This is a genomic window from Micromonospora sp. KC606, assembly GCF_004348675.1.
Taxonomy (GTDB): domain Bacteria; phylum Actinomycetota; class Actinomycetes; order Mycobacteriales; family Micromonosporaceae; genus Micromonospora.
The window spans coordinates 1-1,748 of sequence record NZ_SMKN01000394.1 but is presented as its reverse complement, the minus strand read 5'-3'; the positions used below and the strand labels follow the sequence as shown (position 1 = coordinate 1,748).

Below are 1,748 nucleotides of genomic sequence, written 5' to 3'. Positions count from 1 at the left end.
GAGTGGGGGGGCGGCGGGTCAGGGCAGCATCTCGTACGCCCCGGAGAGGGCGGTGACCTGGGCCCACACCCGGGCGGTGCGCTCCGGGTCGGCGACCGGGCGGCGGACGTGGGCCAGCGCCCAGGCGGCCTGCTCGTCGCTGGTGGCCGCCTTGCCGTGCAGTTCGGTGGCGTGGAAGGAGAAGTCGCGGACCAGGATGTCGAATATCTTATCCAGCAGGTCGACGTCCAGGCCGGTCAGCGCGGCCTGCTCCAGGATGAGCTGGCCGTAGACGACCAGCGCGAAGAGCTGCCCGACGGCGAGCAGGAAGTCCAGGTCCCGCTGCTGCTCCTCGGTCGGAGCGTGTGCGGCCAGCAGTGTGCGCAGCCCGTCGGCCTGCTCGGTGAACCGAGCCACGTTCGGCACGTGGGCGTGCGCGTCGTACGCGGTCCGCCAGTCGTGGAAGCGAATCCCGCCCAGGCCGCGCGCCGGGCCCTGCCGGAACAGGAACTCGTCGTCGGCCGGGTCGTGGCGGGTCGGCACCGGCGGGAACTCGGCCGGGGCGAACAGGTAGTTGGCCATGAACTTGAGGATCAGCGCCAGGTTGACGTGCACCGTGCCTTCGAGCTTGGGCAGGCCACGGATGTCCCGGGCGGCCTTGTCGAAGTAGGTGTCGGCCTCGAAGCCCTTGGCGGCGATGACGTCCCAGAGCAGGTCGACGACCTTCTCGCCCTCGGTGGTCACCTTCATCTTGGTCATCGGGTTGAACAGCAGGTAGCGGCGGTCGTCCGCGCCGGCCGAACGGAAGTAGTCGACGGCCCGGTCGCTGAACGCCTTCATCGCCACCAGGCGCGCGTACGCGTCGGTCAGCTCCCGACGCACGTGCGGGAAGTCGGTGACCCGCCGGCCGTAGAGGACCCGGTTGTGGGCGTGGGTGACCGCCTCGTACATGGCGTGCTCGCAGATGCCGATGCTGGCGGTGCAGAGGTTGAACTTGCCGACGTTGACGGTGTTGAGCGCGGCGTCGAAGGCGGACCGGCCGGTGTGCAACACGTCCTCGGCGCGCACCGGGTAGTCCTCCAGCCGGAACTCACTGACGAACATCTGCGCGTTCACCACGTTGCCCACCAGCCGGTACGCCGGGTGCCGGCTGTCGGCGGCGAAGAAGACGTACCCGTCGGGGCCGTCCACGTCGGTGCGGCGACCGAAGACGGAGACCAGGCCGGCGACGTTGCCGTTGCCGATGTAGTACTTGCCGCCCGTGGCCCGGAACCCGCCGGAGCCATCCGGGGTGAGCAGCATGTCGGTGGAGTAGATGTCGGCGCCGTGGTTGCGCTCGGAGAGGCCGAACGCCATCACGTGCCCGGAGTCGAGCAGCTCGGCGGCACGGACCCGGACGGCGGTGTTGTCGCTCTGCCACACCGGGCCGAGGCCGAGGACGGTGACCTGCCAGGTGTACCAGTAGCCGAGGCCGTAGAAGCCGAGCACCTCGCTCAGCGCGGCGTTGCGGGCGGTGTCCCAGCGTTTGGCCGGGTCGCCGCCGCCGTCGGCGGCCGGGGTGCAGAAGGCGGCGAAAAGTCCCTCCTTGGCGGCGAAGTCGAGGAAGTCGCCGTACCAGTCGTGCCGGTTGTAGCTGTCGACCAGGGCCCTCTTGCCCCGCTGCTCGAAGAAGTCGACGGTGGCACGCAGCAGCCGCCGGGACTCGGGGTCGAGGTGGGCGGGGTCGTAGGTGCGCGGGTTGAGCAGCGGTGACGAGGGCATGGGGGTCC

Annotated in this window: 1 protein-coding gene; it reads right to left on the bottom strand. The window is 70.3% G+C overall.

The genetic code is table 11. From position 1 onward, the window contains the following. Positions 1 to 18: 18 nt before the first annotated feature. Positions 19 to 1,740 (bottom strand): acyl-CoA dehydrogenase, encoded by a 1,722-nt coding sequence (locus tag E1193_RS31305; RefSeq protein ID WP_132186725.1) that lies wholly within the window; start codon positions 1,738 to 1,740, stop codon positions 19 to 21. Positions 1,741 to 1,748 lie beyond the last annotated feature (8 nt).

Excerpts from the sequence above, each read along its gene's own strand:
- E1193_RS31305 (WP_132186725.1), bottom strand. The coding sequence starts at position 1,740 with ATGCCCTCGTCACCGCTGCTCAACCCGCGCACCTACGACCCCGCCCAC.